15 protein-coding genes and 1 pseudogene are annotated in these 15,969 nt (G+C 69.5%); 4 read left to right on the top strand and 12 right to left on the bottom strand.

Annotated features, from left to right (window positions below; all coding sequences use genetic code 11):
* Window positions 1-59 precede the first annotated feature (59 nt).
* From AUL33_RS10750 to AUL33_RS10740, 3 genes are all read right to left on the bottom strand, one after another.
* Window positions 60-2,051, bottom strand: coding sequence for a response regulator (locus tag AUL33_RS10750; protein WP_062207445.1), 1,992 nt, complete (start codon window positions 2,049-2,051; stop codon window positions 60-62).
* A 166-nt stretch (window positions 2,052-2,217) separates the two neighbouring features.
* Window positions 2,218-3,249 carry a ribosome small subunit-dependent GTPase A gene (rsgA, locus tag AUL33_RS10745; RefSeq protein WP_062207443.1) on the bottom strand — a complete coding sequence of 344 codons (1,032 nt, stop codon included), beginning with the start codon at window positions 3,247-3,249 and terminating at the stop codon, window positions 2,218-2,220.
* Between the two features lie 477 nt (window positions 3,250-3,726).
* A complete protein-coding gene (locus AUL33_RS10740) occupies window positions 3,727-3,924 on the bottom strand; it encodes a hypothetical protein (RefSeq protein WP_062207441.1) in 198 nt (65 codons plus the stop codon).
* Between the two features lie 379 nt (window positions 3,925-4,303).
* On the opposite strand from AUL33_RS10740, the gene AUL33_RS10735 reads away from it, so the two are divergent.
* Window positions 4,304-5,053, top strand: coding sequence for an SH3 domain-containing protein (locus AUL33_RS10735; protein WP_062207440.1), 750 nt, complete (start codon window positions 4,304-4,306; stop codon window positions 5,051-5,053).
* A gap of 22 nt (window positions 5,054-5,075) precedes the next feature.
* Here the strand turns inward: AUL33_RS10735 and AUL33_RS10730 are convergent, their stop codons facing one another.
* The 9 genes from AUL33_RS10730 to pcaQ all read right to left on the bottom strand — a co-directional run bounded on the left by AUL33_RS10730 (window position 5,076) and on the right by pcaQ (window position 14,334).
* Complete coding sequence (locus AUL33_RS10730; RefSeq protein ID WP_062207438.1) at window positions 5,076-6,710, bottom strand: FGGY-family carbohydrate kinase; 1,635 nt, start codon at window positions 6,708-6,710, stop codon at window positions 5,076-5,078.
* A 15-nt stretch (window positions 6,711-6,725) separates the two neighbouring features.
* Window positions 6,726-7,454, bottom strand: a complete 729-nt coding sequence (locus AUL33_RS10725; protein WP_062207436.1) for an SDR family oxidoreductase — start codon at window positions 7,452-7,454, stop codon at window positions 6,726-6,728.
* 38 nt (window positions 7,455-7,492) lie between these two features.
* Window positions 7,493-8,740, bottom strand: coding sequence for a sugar ABC transporter permease (locus AUL33_RS10720; protein ID WP_062207434.1), 1,248 nt, complete (start codon window positions 8,738-8,740; stop codon window positions 7,493-7,495).
* Window positions 8,737-9,558: an ATP-binding cassette domain-containing protein gene (locus AUL33_RS10715; protein WP_062207432.1), complete on the bottom strand. Its 822-nt coding sequence runs from the start codon at window positions 9,556-9,558 to the stop codon at window positions 8,737-8,739. Before AUL33_RS10715 ends, AUL33_RS10720 begins: the two co-directional genes overlap by 4 nt.
* Window positions 9,559-9,697: 139 nt before the next feature.
* Window positions 9,698-10,768, bottom strand: a complete 1,071-nt coding sequence (locus tag AUL33_RS10710) for a sugar ABC transporter substrate-binding protein (protein WP_062207430.1) — start codon at window positions 10,766-10,768, stop codon at window positions 9,698-9,700.
* 130 nt (window positions 10,769-10,898) lie between these two features.
* Window positions 10,899-12,005 carry a LacI family DNA-binding transcriptional regulator gene (locus AUL33_RS10705; RefSeq protein ID WP_062207428.1) on the bottom strand — a complete coding sequence of 369 codons (1,107 nt, stop codon included), beginning with the start codon at window positions 12,003-12,005 and terminating at the stop codon, window positions 10,899-10,901.
* Window positions 12,006-12,370: 365 nt separating this feature from the next.
* Window positions 12,371-12,883 (bottom strand): peptide-methionine (S)-S-oxide reductase MsrA, encoded by a 513-nt coding sequence (gene msrA, locus AUL33_RS10700; protein ID WP_062207426.1) that lies wholly within the window; start codon window positions 12,881-12,883, stop codon window positions 12,371-12,373.
* A complete protein-coding gene (gene msrB, locus AUL33_RS10695; RefSeq protein ID WP_062207424.1) occupies window positions 12,880-13,329 on the bottom strand; it encodes a peptide-methionine (R)-S-oxide reductase MsrB in 450 nt (149 codons plus the stop codon). Before msrB ends, msrA begins: the two co-directional genes overlap by 4 nt.
* A 75-nt stretch (window positions 13,330-13,404) precedes the next feature.
* Window positions 13,405-14,334, bottom strand: coding sequence for a pca operon transcription factor PcaQ (gene pcaQ, locus AUL33_RS10690; protein WP_202815299.1), 930 nt, complete (start codon window positions 14,332-14,334; stop codon window positions 13,405-13,407).
* Between the two features lie 111 nt (window positions 14,335-14,445).
* On the opposite strand from pcaQ, the gene pcaD reads away from it, so the two are divergent.
* From pcaD to AUL33_RS10675, 3 genes and pseudogenes are all read left to right on the top strand, one after another.
* Complete coding sequence (pcaD, locus tag AUL33_RS10685) at window positions 14,446-15,243, top strand: 3-oxoadipate enol-lactonase (protein ID WP_062207421.1); 798 nt, start codon at window positions 14,446-14,448, stop codon at window positions 15,241-15,243.
* A complete protein-coding gene (pcaC, locus tag AUL33_RS10680) occupies window positions 15,233-15,631 on the top strand; it encodes a 4-carboxymuconolactone decarboxylase (RefSeq protein WP_062207419.1) in 399 nt (132 codons plus the stop codon). The genes pcaD and pcaC overlap by 11 nt, the downstream gene beginning before the upstream one ends.
* Window positions 15,628-15,969 (top strand): annotated as a pseudogene (locus AUL33_RS10675) (protocatechuate 3,4-dioxygenase subunit beta); the annotation flags it as partial. The gene pcaC and the pseudogene AUL33_RS10675, both read left to right, overlap by 4 nt.

Raw genomic sequence — 15,969 nt, 5'->3', positions numbered from 1 at the left:
TGAGGCCTCGCCCCGGACGCCGACAGCCGCGGGTCAACGCCGCGGCCGGGGCTGAGGTTTCACTGGGTCAGCGCGCGCACGTTGGCCGTCACGTCGCGAAGGCTCACCTCGCCCTTGGTCATCACCTGCGCGGCCGACTGCAGGCGCAGGCGCTCCTCGGTGGTCAGGTCGCGCGCGGAGAGGACGATCACGGGAATGTCGCGGTCCGCCGGGCGGCTGCGCAGCGCGTGGAGGAAGCTGAACCCGTCCATGACCGGCATGGTCAGGTCGAGGAGAATGACGCGCGGCGGCGAGGCGGCGACGCTGTCGAGCGCCTCCTGCCCGTTGCCGGCCTCGGCGACCGTCCAGCCGTCGCGCTCCAGCGCGTGGCGCACCCGCGCGCGGGCGTCGAGATCGTCATCCACCACCAGGACGTCGCCGGTCGCCTCGCGGAACCGGTCCATGACCTGCCGGAAGCGCTCCCACTTCACCGGCTTGGCGACGTAGTCGGCCGCGCCGAGCGAAGAGGCCAGCGCCTGTTCGCTGACGAAGGTGACCATGATCACGGGGATGTCGCAGAGTTCGGGATCGGCCTTGAGGCGGCTGAGCACCGTCCAGCCGTCCATTCCCGGCATCATCACGTCGAGGAGAATGGCGCGCGGTCGCATCTCCTTGGCGAGCGCCAGCCCGGTCGCGCCGTCGGCGGCGGTCAGCGTGGCAAAGCCCTCGCGGGCCAGGAAGCGGGTCATCAGCTCGCGCTGAGAGGTGTCGTCGTCGATGACGAGCACGATGTTGGCCCGGTCGCCTTCCGTGACCACGGGAACCTGCGCCTCCTGCGCCGCCAGTTCGGCATCGGGCTCGGCTTCCTCCGCGACGTTGACCGGCAGGGTCAGCGTGAAGGTGCTGCCGGTTCCGTGCGTGCTCTCCACCGCGACGTCGCCGCCGAGCATGGCGCTGAACGCCTTCGTCAGCGACAGGCCGAGGCCGGTGCCGCCGAACTTGCGCGTGGTCGAGGCGTCGGCCTGGCTGAACCGCTGGAACAGGCGTTCGAGCTGCTCGGGCGTCATGCCGATGCCGGTGTCGGACACGGTGAAGACGATCGTCTCGCCGCGACGCTCGACGGCCAGCGTGATCGTGCCGTCCTGCGTGAACTTGGCGGCGTTGCTGAGGAGATTGAGCAGGATCTGACGGACCTTCGTCACGTCGGAATGCATCGTGCCGATCCCGGCCTCGATGCGGGCGACGAGCTCGTTGTTCTTCTTGCCGGCAAGGCGCTGCGCGGTGGCCGCGACGTCCTGCACGATATCGGCGATATCGAAGGTCTCGGCATAGATGTCCATCTTGCCGCTCTCGACCTTGGAGAGGTCGAGGACGTCGTTGATGAGGCCGAGGAGGTGGCGGGCGTTGCTCTCGATCTTGCGAATGTCGCGCGAGAGTTCCTGCGCCTCGGCGCCCTCTTCCGCCTCCTCGATCAGCATCTCGGCATAGCCGATGATCGCCGAGAGCGGCGTGCGCAGCTCGTGGCTCATGTTGGCCAGGAACTGGCTCTTGGCGATGTTGGCCTCCTCGGCCGCCTGCAGAGCCTCCATCGCGGCGCGCTCGGCGAGGATCTGGCTCGTGGTCTCGTTGCAGGCGCAGAAGAGCCCCGCGACCGTGCCCGCGTCGTCGTAGACGGGCGTGTAGGAGAAGGCGAAATGCGCCTCGTCCATCGCGCCGTTGCGCTCGACATGGAGGGTGATGTCGTCGAAATGAACGGCGTCGCCGTCGAAGACGGAGGCGATGAAGGGCTCGATCTCGTCCCAGATCTCGGCCCAGACCTCTTGGAAGGGCCGGCCGAGGGCGGTCGGGTGCTTGCTCTGCAACAGCGTCGAATAGGCGTCGTTGTAGAGAAGGATGCGCTCGCTGCCCCAGTTGACGTACATCGGCTGACGCGAGGAGAGCATCAGCGCCACCAGCGTCTTCAGCGCGCGCGGCCAGCCTGAGGGCGGCCCCAGCGAGGTGCTCGTCCAGTCGAAGCTGCGCAAGCGCGCGGCCATCTCGCCTGTGCCGCTGAGGAAGCGGGATGTCGTCATGATAGGGATCACCCGGAAACGGTTGCAGCGCCGGTCGATGCCCCGGACGCGTGCAGCAGATAGTTGCCCCGCGCGCAGTTGCGAGCGGCCGGATGAAGAATGATGCGCGCAACCGCGCGGGCGGTCGTGCGTCAGTCCATCCCGGACGGGTTGCGGATGGGCGGTTTCAGCGCCGCCTGCGTTGCCCGCCGGGCGCGCCGGTGCCCCATTTCGTCTCGGGCTCTGCATTGGCCGTGTTCTCGTCCCGCAGCTTGCGCCAGCGCTCGACGCGCGAGGGATCGACGGTTCCCGCCTTCACCGCCGCCTGCACGGCGCAGCCGGGCTCGTGGGCATGGGTGCAGTCGCGAAACCGGCAGAGGGGGGCGAGTTCGGTGATCTCGGCGAACAGCGTGTCGAGCCCCTCCCCGACGTCGCTGACCTGAACGCTGCGCATGCCCGGCGTGTCGAGCACCCAGCCACCGCCGACCATGGGGTGCAGCGAGCGGGCCGTCGTCGTGTGCCGGCCTTTCGCGTCGTTCTCGCGGATCGAGCCGGTCTGCTGCAGCCCGTCCTCCGGCGCGCCGGCGAGCGTGTTCACCAGCGTCGACTTGCCGACGCCCGACGAGCCGATCAGCGCCACGGTCTGGCCGGGGCCGCACCAGGGCGCGAGGCGCCCGGCGGCATCGGGCGATTTGGGGTTGAGCATCACCACGACGAGGTCCCGCTGCAGGGCGCGCGCCTGCGTCTCGAAGGAGGCGGGGTCGTCGGCGAGGTCGCCCTTCGTCAGCAGCATGACGGGCGTTGCCCGCGACTGGTTGGCGAGCGCCAGATAACGCTCGAGGCGCGCGACGTTGAAGTCGGCGTTGCAGGACGTGGCGATGAAAAGCGTGTCGATGTTGGCGCCCGCCAGCTGCGGCACGCGCGACCCCGTGACGCGCCGCTCCACCACCGAGCGCCGCTCCAGGCGACGCAGGAGACGATCGGTGCCCGGCTCGAGCAGGACGAAGTCCCCGACCGCGAACTCGCTCGTCCTCGCATGATGCGGCAGCACCGGCTCGACCGGACCGTCCAGCGTGAGCGCGCCCATGCGCGTGCGATGCACCGAGGTGATGCGGGCGGGACGGGCCTGCGCCTCGTCCTCCGCCACCTGCTCCTCGAAGAAGCCGGACCAGCCGAGATCGAGAAGACGACGGGCATCGGGTTCGGTGCGTTCGATCATGGCGGACCTAGTGAGGGCGGACCTCGAACGAGGCCCTGCGGAGACGAGCCAGGCAACGGGCACGTCTCGTGTCCCCTCGCCCGCCCGGCGTCGGCCGGACCCTACAGGGTTCCGCAGCCGACGCCAGCACCGGATGCGCGGGTTGCCCGACATACGCTCGCGCTTGGTCGCACCGGAGCACGGCGTCTCGACGGGGTTGAGACTTCGTCAACGCGCGTCGTTAACCGGTCGTTAACCCGACCGGCCGACCCTGGACGCCCGAAACAGGACAGAGACGCCCCCATGCACAGGAGCAAGCCCTCCCCCTCGCTCGGCATCATGGCCGCGATGCTGGTCTTCGCGGTTCCCTTCGTCGTGGTGATGGTCGCCTGAGCAAAACCGCAGGGCCTCGTCGCCCGACCGCAGCTCGGCGGGGCGGACCGAGCCGGCCCCGCCCGCGCTCACGCCGAACTCGTGGGAACCGTCGTTTCCCGCCGATCAGGCGCCGTGCGAAACCGGTCGCGTCGGCGCCTGCGAGACGAGAGTGCCGCGAGGATCGATGCGAAGCTGAGGCGTGATCCGGTCCCCCGGCTGGAGTTCCGAGAGAACCGAGCGCACGATGCTCTGCGCCTCACGGCGGCTCATGCCTTCGGTCTGAACAGCAAATGCGATCCGGCTGACGACGTCGTTGTCCATGCGAGTTCTCCGAGATGGCTTGGATATACGGACGCGCGATCCGTTTTGACGCAACGCACACGGTGCGAACGGCTTCGAATTCCGTCGCCAGCTAAATGACAGAGGATCGGGTCCGCATGGCCGAGCGAACGCGGCGGTTCGCACCGGCCGAGCGAGCACGGGCGCGTTCGGCACGATGCGTTTGCCGCCTTGGTCGTCGACATGCCTTCGGTGACGGAATGCGCCTCGCGCGCGTGGGACCGAAGGCAGCGCGAGAGCCTGAGACCGTCTTGCGCGCATGCCCTTCGGCGCCTCCGTCGAGAAGCGGGATTAAGAGGATATCCACCTTACGGGCCCAATTTCTGCGGCGTTCTCTTCATCAGGACGAGCGGGACCCTCCATGACCAAGCGCAAGCCGAGCCGGAAGGCGCCGCCCAAGCCGCAGCGCCGGATCGGATGGATCTGGTGGGCCATGGGTCTCGTCGCAATCGGCGGGATGGCGCTCGAGCCCCAGCGCGCAACCCTGTCGCGCTATGCGCCGAGCCTCGCAAGCCTTCTCGGCGAGCCACACTCGCGCCCCGCTTCTCGGACGCAGGCATCGGCGACGCCCGCATCGGCTCGCGAGCGGGTCGAACGGACGGGATCGACGACGCCGGTTCTGCCGGTCGCGCGTCCCGAGCGAAGCGCGGTGTCGCCGCCTCCGCGCCCTGTGTCGTCACCACCCCAACGCATGGCCTCGCTCGCGGCCCCGTCACCGCGCACAGCCTCGATCGCCGCTCCGCCGCCGGTCGCCCCGGCGGTGCCGACCCGGCGCGAGAGCAACGTTGCCGCGCGTCCGAGTGCCGCGGTCGGCGCCGGTGCGCCGGCCACCGCGACACCCGCCGCGGGCCGCAGCGTCACCCGTGAGCGGACTTCGCTCTACCGCGAGCCGTCCGCCGTGGCGCCGGTCTGGGTAACGCTGGAAGCGGGCCTTCCCTTCCGCATCACCGGCCACGACGGCTCGTGGCGGCGCGTCGAGGCCGGCATCTTCACCGGCTGGATCAAGGCCGAGACCACGGTGGCGCCGGCCCCGCCGACCCGCGCGGCGGAGGCGCAGCCGAGGGCGAGCCATCCGGTGCCGCGCGGCGCCATTCCCGAAGCGCGCCGCTGACGGCGCCGGCGCCGGAACGCGATCAGGCCGAGGGCGCGAACAGGGCGCGGATGCGCCGTTCCCCCTGCTGCAGGATGCGGAACGCCTCGTATTTTCGGGCGTGGAACGCGCTCGCCTCCGCCATCGGCTCGATCGTCGCGCCCTGCCGGCACATGCCGGCCGCCGCGTCCTTCAGGTCGGGATAGTGGCCTGACGCGACGGCGCCGAGCATGGCCGCGCCGAGCAGCACCGGCTCGTCCGTCTCGGGCAGCGTCACCTTCAGTCCCGTGGCATCGGCGAGAATGCGGCGCAGGAGCTGCGATCGCGAGGCGCCGCCGGAGACGACGATCGTCTCGACGATGACGCCCTTCTCGCGGTTGGCCTCGATGATCTGGCGCGTGCCGTAGCAGAGGCCGCAGAGCGTCGCGACGAAGAGGCGCGTCAGGTCGTCCTCGTCGGATGCCAGCGTCAGCCCGGCGATGACGCCGGTCGCGTGCGGATCGGCCTCCGGGGCGCGGTTGCCGAGGAGCTCGGGCACGACGTGCAGGCGTTCGGTAAGGATTGCCGCCGCCTCGATCGATCCGGCCAGCCGCGCGGCATTGGCCTCCAGCCGGTCGAAGATCGTCGCCCCCTCCGCCTTGGCGCCGGCGAGCGCCGCGGGATAGGCAGGATGGAGCGCGATGATATGGTCGAGCGCCGCGCCATAGGCGGACTGGCCGCCTTCGAGGAGCCAGGTGCCCGGCAGCAGCGCCCCGAAATACGGGCCCCAGACGCCATCGACGAAGACCGGCTCGCGCGTCAGCGCCATCGAGCAGAGCGAGGTGCCCATGATCAGTGCCAACTCGCTGGTCGGGTCGCCCGCGGTGCCGGACGCGCTCAAAGCGCCCAGCGTTCCAACGCCACCAGCATGCGCGTCGATGAGCGAGGCGCCGACCGGCGTACCGGCTTCGAGGCCGAGTTCGTCGGCGGCCTGCGGCGTCAGCCCCCGACCCAGCGGCGTCGCGATGTCGACGACGCGCGAACCGATGCGGGCGAACCCGTCGTCGGTGAGGTCGCCGAGCCCGATCGCCTCGAAATAGCTGGGGTCCCAGCGGCCCTCATGCGCCAGATAGGTCCACTTGCAGGTCACCGTGCAGACCGAGCGCTCGGTGGCGCCGGTGGCACGGAAGGTCAGGTAGTCGGCCAGATCGAAGAAATGGGCCGCCTTGGCGAAGGTGTAGGGCTGATGCTCCTTCAGCCAGAGCAGTTTGGGCGTTTCCATTTCCGGCGAGATCGTGCCGCCGACATAGTCGAGGACGGGGTGGCCGATGGCGTTGATGCGATCGGCCTGAGCCATCGCCCGGTGGTCCATCCAGACGACGATGTTGCGCGCGGGATCGCCGCTCGGGCCGACGGGGAGCGGCCGGGCCTCGCCGTCCAGCACCACGAGCGAACAGGTCGCGTCGAACCCGACGCCGCGCACGCTCAACGCGGGAACGGCGGCGCTGGCCAGCGCCTCGCGCACGCAGGCCGTGATCGCCTCCCAGATGTCTTCGGACGACTGCTCGACGATGTCGCCGGCCTCGCGCCACATGCGGATGGGGCGCTTGGCGACCGCCAGAAGCCGGCCGGTCGCATCGAACAGGCCGGCGCGGGCGCTGCCCGTGCCGACGTCGATCCCGATGAAATGCTCGCTCATGTGATGGCTGCCCTCTCAGAGATCGACGCTGTGCGGCAGGATGACGAGGTCGCGGATGGTGACGCCGCGCGGGCGCGTCAGCATGAACATCACGGCCGCGGCCACCTCCTCGGCTTCCATCAGGCTGCCGTTCGCCTTGGCCTCGTCGAGCTTGGCCTGCGGCCAGTCGGCGATGAGCGCCGTGACCACCGGACCGGGCGCCACGGCGCCGACGCGGATGCCGTGCTTGATGACCTGCCGGCGCAGCGTGTGGACGAAGGCCTGCACCGCGAATTTCGAGGCGGTGTAGACGGGCTCCCACACGACCGGCACGAAGCCGGCGACCGAACTCGTCACGATGATGTCGCCGGTCTTGCGCTCGGCCATGTGCGGCAGCACCGCATGGATCGAGCGGAAGACGGCGTTGACGTTGAGGTTGAGCATGCGGTCCCAGGCGTTCGGATCGCCCTCGATCACCTCGCCGCCGACATAGGACCCGGCGTTGGCGTGGAAGATGTCGAGATGCCCGGCCACCGCCAGGATCTGCGGCATCATCGTGTCGACGCTCTGGGGGTCGAGCATGTCGACCACGATCGGCACGGCCCGCTCGCCGAGATCGGCACAGGCGGCGCGAAGCCCCTCCTGCGAGCGATCGACGAGAAAGACCTGCGCGCCGGCCTCAACGAGCGCCCGTGCGCAGGCGAGGCCGATGCCGGACGCCCCGCCCGTGATCGCCGCGACCTTGCCGGTCAGATCCTGGTTCATCTTCGTTCTCCCGATAAGATGGGTGGAAAGGCTAAGCGTCAGGCGCGCCCGTGCGAGACGCGGGACTGGCGCGCCAGGCTGTCGACGATGACCGCGATGGCGAGGACGCCGCCGGTGATCATGTAGCGGAGCGAGGACGACAGGTTCAGCAGCGTCAGACCGCTGGCGATCGACTGGATGACGATGATGCCGAGCAGCGCCGACCAGGCGCTGCCGCGCCCGCCGAAGAGGCTGGTGCCGCCGATGACGGCGGCCGCGATGGCGTTGAGGTTGACGTCGCCGGTGCCGGCCTGCTGGCTCGCCGAGGCGAGACGCGCCGAGGAGAGGACGCCGCCGAGCGCGGCGAACATCGAGCAGAGCACGAAGGCGCTCGAATAGATGAAGCCGACATTGATGCCCGCGCGCCGCGCCGCTTCCGCATTGCCGCCGACCGCCGTCATCGACCGCCCCCACTTGGTGCGGGTGAACGCGTAGTTCATGATCACGACGAGCGCCACGAACAGGCCGAACATCCACGGCACGCCGCGGCCCGAATTGAGGTAGGAGACCACCGCGACGAGCGCCACCGTCAGCACCACGGCCTTGACGACGAGGCCGGGGAGCGAACCCGGCGAGAGGTTGGCGGCCTGCCGGCGCGCGCGGGTGCGAAGGCCCATGACGAGCATCACCACGCCCGGCACGATGGCGAGGAGGAAGGACACCCAGTCCGGCATGATCAGCAGCTGGCCGAAATCGACCATGAACGAGCCGTAGGGCAGGTTGATCGAGCCGGTGTTGCCGAGCATGTAGAGCTGCAGGCCGAGAAGCGCGAGGAGGCCCGCCAGCGTCGAGACGAAGCTCGGCATGCCGAGCCGCGTGCGCAGCGCCGCGTAGGTGAAGCCGATGATCGCGCCGAGCGCCACGGCGCCGAGAATGGCCAGGATCAGCGGAACGCCCTGGTTGACCCAGAGGACGCCGACCAGCGCCGAGCCGACGCCGCTCATCGAGCCCACCGACAGGTCGATCTCGCCGAGCATCAGCACGCAGACGATGCCGAGCGCGATGACGCCGATCGTCGAGCAGTCGAAGAGCAGGTTGACGAGATTGTTGGCCGATAGGAAAACCGGGTTCAATACGGTGAACACGGTCCAGATGATGACGAGGCCGACCACCACCGGCAGCGAGCCGACATCGCCCGAGCGCACCCGGTCGAAGAAGGCCTTCAGCGTGCCACCGACGCCGGAGGCGTGTGCGACGCGGCTGTCGCCGCGGTCGAGCAGCGTGGGTGTCTTGGTGCTCTCGCTCATGCTCCGGCCTCCTCGCCTGTATGGGTGTCCGCCCGGCGGCGCTCGGCGCGCCGCGAGACGGCATTGTCGGTGGCGCCGGTGATGGCGCCGACGAGTTCGCTGTTGGAGGCTTCCGGCGTGAAGACGCCGTTGTTCTTGCCGAGGCGCAGCACCACGATCCGGTCGGCGACGGCGCGCACGTCCTCCATGTTGTGGCTGATCATCAGCACCGCGAGGCCCTTGGCGCGCACGCGCTCGATGAGGTTCAGAACCTCGGCCGTCTGCGCGACGCCGAGCGCCGCGGTCGGCTCGTCGAGCATGATGACCTTCGGGTTCAGGAGCAGCGAGCGGGCGATCGCCACGGTCTGCCGCTGGCCGCCGGACAGCGAGGCGACGACGTCGCGCACGTCCGGAATGCGGGCGGCGAGCTCGTTGAGGAGCGTCCAGGCGCGGACCTCCATCGCCGTCTCGTCGAGATGGTAGGGGCTCGTTTCCTGCCCGAGGAAGATGTTGGCGACGACGTCGAGATTCTCGCAGAGCGCCAGATCCTGGAACACCGTGGCGATGCCGAGCTCCAGCGCCGAACTCGGGCCGGTCAGCGTCACCGGCTTGCCTTGGAAGGTCATCGTCCCAGAGGTCGGCTGGTGGACGCCGGCCAGCACCTTCACGAGCGTCGACTTGCCGGCGCCGTTGTCGCCCACGAGCGCCACGACCTCGCCGGCATGCAGTTCCAGATCGATGTCGGTGAGCGCCGAGACGGCGCCGAAATTCTTCGAGATGCCGCTGAGGCCGAGCACCAGCTCGCCTCGCCCGGTTCTCGGACTGGGAAGATTAGACATGGCAGGCGAGCCTTTCGGTTCGAAGGGAAGCGATCGCCGGGAGGCTGCCGGCGCTGCGGGCGTCGGCGCACGCCGGCCGGGAGATCGCACGGGTGGGGTCGTCCGGCGGCGGCTCTGTCGCCGCCGGACGAGGCAGCCCTTACTGGATGCCGAGCGTCTTGCAGCCTTCGGCGTAGCGGCCGGTGCAGAGTTCGGCGGCCGTGTTGATCTTCTTGTCGATGATCTCGGCCTTGAGGTTTTCGGCGGTGATCACGACGGGAACGAAGAGCTCCGAGGGCGTGTCGTAGAGCGTGGTCTTGGCCGCGGGCGTCTTGCCTTCGAGTAGCTCGACGGCGACGCGGGCGGCGGCGGCGGCGACGATCTCGCTCGGCTTGGAGATCGTGTTGTACTGGTCGCCGGCGATGATCAGCTGGAGGCCGGCGATCGTGGCGTCGTTGCCGGTGACGGGCGGCAGCGGGTCGACGCCGGCGGCCTTCAGCGCGGCGATGGCGCCGCCGGCGGTGCCGTCATTGGCCGCGACGATGCCCTTGATGTCCTGGCCGAAGCGGGTGATCTGGCCGCTCGCCCATTCCTGCGCCTTCGGCGGCGCCCATTCCGGCGTGTCGTATTCCGACAACGTCTTGTAGCCGCTCTCCTTGAGGCCGGTGTGGATGCCGTCGCGGATCAGGCCGGCCGCCGCATCGGTGGGCGAACCGTTGATCTGCAGGAGACCGCCCTCGGCGGTCGGCACGTTCTTGGCCTTGAGATGCGCGGTGAGCGAGTCGGTGATGGACTTGCCGATCGCCGTGTTGTCGAAGGAGACGTAGTAGGCCGCGGGAACCGAGGGGATCGGGCGGTCATAGGCGATGACCTTGACCTCCTGCGACTCGGCGAGCCTCACGAGCGAGGCGGCGGCGGTGGAGTCCACGGGGTCGAGGACGATGACCTTGGCGCCCTGCGAGATCACCGAGTTGAACTGCTGCTGCTGCTGCGAGGCGTCGGCATCGGCGTTCTGGTAGATCACCGTGCATTTCGGGCAGATCTTCTCCATCTCGGCCTTGAAGCCGGGGAAGTCGTGCTGCTCGTAGCGCGTCGAGCCCTGGTCGGGCATGAGGAAGGCGACGGTGCCCGTCAGGTCGGGATTGGCCTGCGCGAAGGCCGCGCCGCTGGCGAAAAGGCCGAGGGCCAGGGTCGCGAGGCCCGTCTTCAGGGTGGTGCTGCTGCGGATCATGTCGTTCTCTCCCGGTGGATGGTGGTGGTGGTGGTGATCGCGAGCCGGCCCGAACGTTGGGGACGGCTCGTCTTCGACCGCCGGCGCCGGCTCCTCCCGGCATGGCGGCGAATGGGGTTGCGGCCCGGCGTCAGTGGACCCGCTCGACGCCCGGCGGGGGCGGATCGGGCGGATGCCGCGTTTCGGCGCTCGTCTCGCCCGGTGGCGAAGCGCCGGCACGCTCCGGCGCGCGCTTTCCAACCGACGAGCGCACGACGAGCCCGGCCTGCAGGACGATCGAAGTCGGCGGCATCGCGCCCCGGCCCTGCATGCGGATGCAGAGGCGTTCCCAGGCGGCCTCCGCCATGGCCTCGGCGGGCTGGCGGATGGCCGTCAATCCGGTGTTGCGGGCGCTCATCCAGGCGGAATCGTCGAAGGCGACGATCGAAGTGCGCTCGGGAATGGCGATGCGGAACCGCGCGAAGGCCGAGAGCACGGCGAGCGTCGTGACGTTGGTCGAGGCGATGACGGCGTCGGGCACCGCGTGGCGTTCCAGCCAGCGCGCGACCACCGCACTCCCCTCCTCGACGCTGCTGCCGAGTTCCAGGATCGTCGCCCGCCGGCCCGTCTCTTGAAGGATATGATCGGCGGCGGCCTGCATGCGCTGCTCCACCGGCGCGATGTCCATGTGCGAGGCGGCGAGCACGATGTCGCGGTGGCCGTGCTCGACGAGGTGGCGTGCGGCGATGGCGCCGGCATCGCGATTGTCGATCGTCACGGTGTCGGCGAGCGCCGAGGGCACCATGACGCGATCGACGAGCACGACGGGCATGCGCCCGGCCTCGGCAACGAGCGCTTCGGGCACGATATTCGAGCAGGGCATGGCGATGACACCGGCCGGGCGCCAGGCGAGCAGCGCCTCCAGCCGCGAGGCCTCGACCGAGCGCTGATCGCCGGAACTAGCGACGATGACGTCGTAGCCTTGCGTGTTGGCGAGCGCCTCGAGGCGGGTCACGATCGTGGCGAAGAACGTGTCGGTGAGGTCGGGCACAAGGACCGCCACGACATTGGTGCGGCCGGAGCGCAGTTGCGCGGCGGCGCGGTCGGGCTGGTAGCCGAGCGTTGCAGCGGCCTCGCGCACCCGTGTCGCCAGCGCTTCGTTCACCGGCTTGCGGCCACTGAACACGTTGGAGACGGTGGCCGTCGAAACCCCTGCGAGCGCCGAGACGTCCTTGATCGAGATGCGGCCCTTGATCACCGTTCCTTGCGCCTCCCAACGCGGTAAAACGATTTACTGTTAATCGATTTACAGGGATCGCGCCTGCCTGGCAAGCGGGCATTCTGCAATTTGTGCGGGCATCGAGGGAAATTTGTCTGCGGCCGCGGGAAGCCGATGGGAGACCACGCGAAGGGTCTCATCGCGTCATGAAGGCGCGACAACGCAGTAGGGGCCGGGTGGAGCGCCAATGCGGTGCTGGACCGGAAGACACCAGCGACCGTCGGGCTTGGCGATCGCTTTCGCGCGGCCTGTCGAATCGCGACAGTTCGCAAGCAGGTACGTGCCTCGTCGGCGGGATTCCGGGCCGCGTCGATCTTGCGACGCGGCCCGGACGTTCGATAGGCTCAGGCCGCGGCTTCGGTCCGGCGCGGCAGGACCCAGTTCGGGCGCACGAAGTGGCAGGTGTAGCCGTTCGGGATGCGCTCCAGATAATCCTGATGCTCGGGCTCGGCCTCCCAGAAGTCGCCGACCGGCGAAACCTCGGTCACGACCTTGCCTGGCCAGATCTTCGAGGCATCGACGTCGGCGATCGTGTCCAGCGCCACGGCCTTCTGCTCGTCGTTCTCGGTGAAGATCGCCGAGCGGTAGCTCGCGCCCCGGTCGTTGCCCTGGCGATCCACCGTCGACGGATCGTGGATCTGGAAGAAGAACTCCAGGAGCCGCCGATAGCTCATCACCTTGGGGTCGAACACGATCTCGATCGCCTCGGCATGGCGGCCGTGATTGCGATAGGTGGCATTGGGGACCTCGCCGCCGGAATAGCCGACGCGCGTCGAGACGACGCCCGGCATCTTGCGGATCAGATCCTGCATGCCCCAGAAACAGCCTCCGGCCAGTACGGCGCGCTCGGTGCTCATGCGACTTCCTCCACTTGCGGCAGATAGCTTTCATACCCTTGCGCCGCCATGTCGTCGCGGTGGACGAAGCGGAGCGAGGCCGAGTTGATGCAGTAGCGAAGACCCCCGCGGTCGCGCGGGCCGTCGTCGAACACATGGCCGAGATGGCTGTCGCCATGGGCCGAGCGCACTTCGGTGCGGATCATGCCGAGCGAGGCGTCCCGGATCTCCTCGACATTGGCGGGCTCGATCGGCTTGGTGAAGCTCGGCCAGCCGCAGCCGGATTCGTACTTGTCGGAACTGGCAAAGAGCGGCTCGCCCGAGACGATGTCGACGTAGATGCCGGGATCCTTGTTCTTCAGAAGCGGGCCCGTTCCCGGTCGCTCCGTGCCGCTTTGCTGCGTCACCCGGTACTGTTCCGGCGAGAGCGCGGCGACCGCCTCTGCAGTCTTGGTATAGGTTGCCATGTCAGGTCTCCTTCACGTCCCATAGATGGTAAGCGCGCGGGACGTTTCCAGAACGCGGAAGCGGCGACGCGGCGTTCAGCCACCGCCCTCGCGGATGACGCCCGCCGCCGCCCGCAACTGCGCGAGGAACGAGGCCACCGCCGGCGCGGGCTCGGCGGCCACCCGCATGGTGATGCCGACCGGCCCCAGCGTCTCGGCATTGTCGATCGGCAGCGCGCGCAGCGTGCCATCCTTGAGGTCGGCGAGCACGACGCCTTCGGAGATCAGCCAGACGGCATCGGATGCCCGCACATAGGCGCGCCCGAAGGCCAGCGACACCGTCTCCACCACGCCGCGCGGGCGCGGCAGGCGGGCGGACAGGACCAGCCGGTCGACGGTGGGGCGGATCACCGAGCCCGGCGGCGGCAGCAGCATCTCGTAGTGACGCAACTGTCCGGCGTCGAAGAGGGCAGCCTCCACCAACGGATGGTTCGGCCGGGCGACGAGCACGATCCGCTCCGAATAGAGGTGCTCGAAGGCCAGATCGATCATCTCGGCGGCCTCGCCCATGCGCCCCACCACGAGATCGAGCGCGCCCTCGCGCAACTGGCGCATCAGAACGTCGTTCGGCCCGGTGACGATGCGCGGAGAGGCGCCCAGCCCCTCCCCCATGTAGCGCCCGACCGCACGAGGCAGCAGGCGCGCCGAGACGGTGGGCAGCGCGCCGATGCGCACCGGTCGCGCGTTCGGCGCGGCGGCCTCGCCCATCTCCTCGACGCCCCGGCGCAGCGCCGCAAGCCCCACCTCCGCATGGCGCAGGAAGATCGCGCCGAACGGCGTCAGCGCGGCACCGCGCTTCGATCGATCGAAAAGCGAGACGGCAAGGATCGCCTCCAGCTCGCGCATCGTCTTCGACACCGCCGGCTGCGAGATCGACAGGGCCGCCGCCGCACGCCCGACGCTGCCCGAGCGCGCCACCTCGACGAAGCTGGTGAGATGACGAAGGCGGATGGCGGGATGCAGCACCTGACATATAACCCTGTGGTTATCGATGCGGCATCAATCATCATTTTACATGACCGGGCAAGGGCTTTACCCCTTGGGCACCGATCACCCGCGAGGAGGAGCGCGGCTGCCATGCCCTTTGCCGATCTCGGCGGCCACGCCGCGCATTACCGCCTTGCGGGCACACCCGGTGCGCCGCGTCTCGTCTTCGCCAACTCGCTGGGCTCGGACCTTCGCATCTGGGACGAGGTGACGGCGGCGCTGGCGCCGGACTTCGCCATCCTCGGCTACGACATGCGCGGCCACGGCCTGTCCGGCCTCGGGGCCGAGGCACCGTCGATCGCCGACCTCGCCGACGACCTCCTCAAGCTCATGGACGTCGTCGGCTGGCCGAGCGCCGCGCTTGTCGGCGTCTCCGTCGGCGGGCTGGTGGCGCAGGCCGTGGCGCTCGCCGCGCCCACCCACGTCGACGCCCTCGTGCTGATGGACACGGCGGCGCGCATCGGCAGCCGGCAGAGCTGGAACGAGCGGATCGCGGCCGTGGAAACGGGCGGCCTTCCCGCAATCGCCGAGACGGTGGCGACGCGCTGGTTTTCCGCCGGCTTCGCGGCGCGCCGTCCGGCCGAGTTCACGGGCTGGCGCACCATGCTGGAGCGCATCCCGGCCGCCGGCTATGCCGACATCTGCCGGGCGCTGCGCGAGGCCGACCTCACCGAGGCGGTGGGCGCCATCACGGTGCCGACGCTGGTGCTCTGCGGCGAGGAGGACGTGCCGACCCCGCCGGCGCTCGCCCGCGCCACCGCCGAGCGCATTCCGGGCGCCCGCTTCACCCTCATCGAGAAGGCCGGCCACATTCCCGGCCTCGAGCACCCGCGGGCGGTCGCCGATCTCGTGCGCGCCCATTGGAAGGAGGTCGCCCATGGCCGATGAGACCCGTTTCGAGGCCGGCATGGCGGTGCGCCGCGCGGTGCTGGGCGATGCCCATGTGGACCGCGCCAGCGCGGCGATCACCCCCTTCGACGCTGATTTCCAGCGCTTCATCACCGAGGGCGCCTGGGGCTCGGTCTGGGCGCGACCGCATTTCACGCGCCGCGAGCGCTCCATCGTCACGATCGCCCTGCTCGCCGCCCTCGGCCAGGACGAGGAGGTGGCGATGCATGTGCGCGCCACCGCCAACACCGGCGCGAGCGAGGCCGACATTTCCGAAGCCCTGCTGCATGTCGCCGTCTATGCCGGCGTGCCCGCCGCCAACCATGCGATCAAGATCGCCAAGCGCACCTTCGCCGAGATGAAGGCGGACCGGGAGGGCGCGCGATGAGCGGTTACTTCCCGCGCGACCGCGCCCGCCATCCCGCGGCGCTGACGCCGCCCTACAAGACCTCGATCCTGCGTTCGCCGCGCCACCCGCTCCTGTCGATGCCGACGACGCTCTCGGAGGAGACCGGGCCGGTCTTCGGCCATGACGTGCTCGGCCTGCTCGACAACGATCTCATCCGCAACTTCGCCAAGGACGGCGGCGAGGCGATCGGCCAGCGCATCGTCGTCTCCGGCCGGGTGCTCGACGAGAATGCTCGTCCGGTGCGTGGCGCGCTGGTGGAGGTCTGGCAGGCCAATGCCGGCGGGCGCTACCGCCACAAGAAAGAGTCGTATCTCGCC

The organism is Aureimonas sp. AU12 (assembly GCF_001463705.1).
In the GTDB taxonomy this organism is placed as follows: domain Bacteria; phylum Pseudomonadota; class Alphaproteobacteria; order Rhizobiales; family Rhizobiaceae; genus Aureimonas.
Note: the sequence above shows the minus strand (reverse complement) of the source record. Positions and strands in the feature narration are given on the sequence as shown.

Excerpts from the sequence above, each read along its gene's own strand:
- pcaC (WP_062207419.1), top strand. The coding sequence starts at position 15,233 with ATGGCCGATGAGACCCGTTTCGAGGCCGGCATGGCGGTGCGCCGCGCG.
- AUL33_RS10710 (WP_062207430.1), bottom strand. The coding sequence starts at position 10,768 with ATGATCCGCAGCAGCACCACCCTGAAGACGGGCCTCGCGACCCTGGCC.
- AUL33_RS10720 (WP_062207434.1), bottom strand. The coding sequence starts at position 8,740 with ATGAGCGAGAGCACCAAGACACCCACGCTGCTCGACCGCGGCGACAGC.
- AUL33_RS10725 (WP_062207436.1), bottom strand. The coding sequence starts at position 7,454 with ATGAACCAGGATCTGACCGGCAAGGTCGCGGCGATCACGGGCGGGGCG.
- AUL33_RS10750 (WP_062207445.1), bottom strand. The coding sequence starts at position 2,051 with ATGACGACATCCCGCTTCCTCAGCGGCACAGGCGAGATGGCCGCGCGC.
- AUL33_RS10715 (WP_062207432.1), bottom strand. The coding sequence starts at position 9,558 with ATGTCTAATCTTCCCAGTCCGAGAACCGGGCGAGGCGAGCTGGTGCTC.
- msrA (WP_062207426.1), bottom strand. The coding sequence starts at position 12,883 with ATGAGCACCGAGCGCGCCGTACTGGCCGGAGGCTGTTTCTGGGGCATG.
- pcaD (WP_062207421.1), top strand. The coding sequence starts at position 14,446 with ATGCCCTTTGCCGATCTCGGCGGCCACGCCGCGCATTACCGCCTTGCG.
- AUL33_RS10730 (WP_062207438.1), bottom strand. The coding sequence starts at position 6,710 with ATGAGCGAGCATTTCATCGGGATCGACGTCGGCACGGGCAGCGCCCGC.
- msrB (WP_062207424.1), bottom strand. The coding sequence starts at position 13,329 with ATGGCAACCTATACCAAGACTGCAGAGGCGGTCGCCGCGCTCTCGCCG.
- rsgA (WP_062207443.1), bottom strand. The coding sequence starts at position 3,249 with ATGATCGAACGCACCGAACCCGATGCCCGTCGTCTTCTCGATCTCGGC.
- AUL33_RS10735 (WP_062207440.1), top strand. The coding sequence starts at position 4,304 with ATGACCAAGCGCAAGCCGAGCCGGAAGGCGCCGCCCAAGCCGCAGCGC.
- AUL33_RS10740 (WP_062207441.1), bottom strand. The coding sequence starts at position 3,924 with ATGGACAACGACGTCGTCAGCCGGATCGCATTTGCTGTTCAGACCGAA.